The organism is Paraburkholderia sediminicola (assembly GCF_046027825.1).
GTDB classification, from domain to species: Bacteria; Pseudomonadota; Gammaproteobacteria; order Burkholderiales; family Burkholderiaceae; genus Paraburkholderia; species Paraburkholderia sediminicola_D.
The window spans coordinates 1-1,130 of sequence record NZ_JAQQDU010000237.1 but is presented as its reverse complement, the minus strand read 5'-3'; the positions used below and the strand labels follow the sequence as shown (position 1 = coordinate 1,130).

At 60.9% G+C, this 1,130-nt stretch carries 2 protein-coding genes; both read left to right on the top strand.

The window, feature by feature from the left end; all coding sequences use genetic code 11:
• The coding region (locus PQQ96_RS42050; protein ID WP_408303325.1) for a hypothetical protein at positions 1 to 194 on the top strand (194 nt) is incomplete at its 5' end.
• The coding region (locus PQQ96_RS42045; protein ID WP_408303323.1) for a recombinase family protein at positions 187 to 1,130 on the top strand (944 nt) is incomplete at its 3' end. The genes PQQ96_RS42050 and PQQ96_RS42045, both read left to right, overlap by 8 nt.

Below are 1,130 nucleotides of genomic sequence, written 5' to 3'. Positions count from 1 at the left end.
TTTACTGCGCCAAACGGAACAGGAGAGCAACGATGCAACTGAACCTGGCCTTCGAGGATCTGCCGCACGACGACAGTCTATGGGAGCAACTCGACGAAGCGACACGCGAAACGATGATCGATCGGCTCGCGCAGGCGATCGCAAAGGTCGCAATCGTAAGTCGTCCAAACGAACTGGAGCACAACGATGAGTGATGCATCCCACAAGATAGCCGCGAGCCATCTGCAGCGTACCGCGGTCGTTTACATCCGCCAGTCCAGCGCCAGTCAGGTTGAGCACAACCGCGAATCGACACAGCGCCAGTACGCGCTTGCTCAACGTGCGCTCAGCCTCGGCTGGCACGAACAGCAGGTCAGTGTGGTCGACGAGGATCTGGGCCTCTCGGGCGCCAGTGTCGCGAATCGTGGCGGCTTTGCGCGCATGACCGCCGAGGTAGCACTGGGGCACGTTGGAATCATTCTCGGACTCGAAGTCTCGCGTCTGGCGCGCAACAACTCCGACTGGTACCGTCTGCTCGATCTGTGCAGCATGACCGATACGCTCATCGGCGATGCCGATGGCGTATATAACCCGGCGTTTTTTAACGATCGGCTATTGCTCGGCTTGAAGGGCACCATGAGTGAAGCCGAACTGCACATCCTGCGCGCCCGTCTGGATGGCGGCATTCGCAACAAGGCAGCCCGCGGTGAACTGCGCCGCGGGCTGCCAACCGGGCTGGTATGGGGCGAGGCCGACGGCGAGGTGAGACTGCATCCCGACGAAGCTGTGGTCGGTGCAATACGCGCCGTATTCGCCCGTTTCAGCGAATTCGGCTCAGCCCGCCGCGTCTGGCTGTGGTTTCGCTCGGAGAACCTCTCGTTCCCCCTGCAGATGCATCACAACAGCGACCAGATCCGCTGGATCGCGCCGACGTATCATGCGATCCATAGCGTGCTCGCCAATCCGGTTTATGCTGGTGCCTATTGCTACGGCAGGAGCCGGCAGGAGCGATACATCGACCCGCAGGGGGGACTGAAGACGCGCGTGCGTCGGCTGCCGCAGTCGCAGTGGGCCGTGCTCATCAAGGACCATCATGAAGGCTATATCGACTGGGCAACTTATGAAGCCAATCAGGTTCGCCTGGGTGGCAA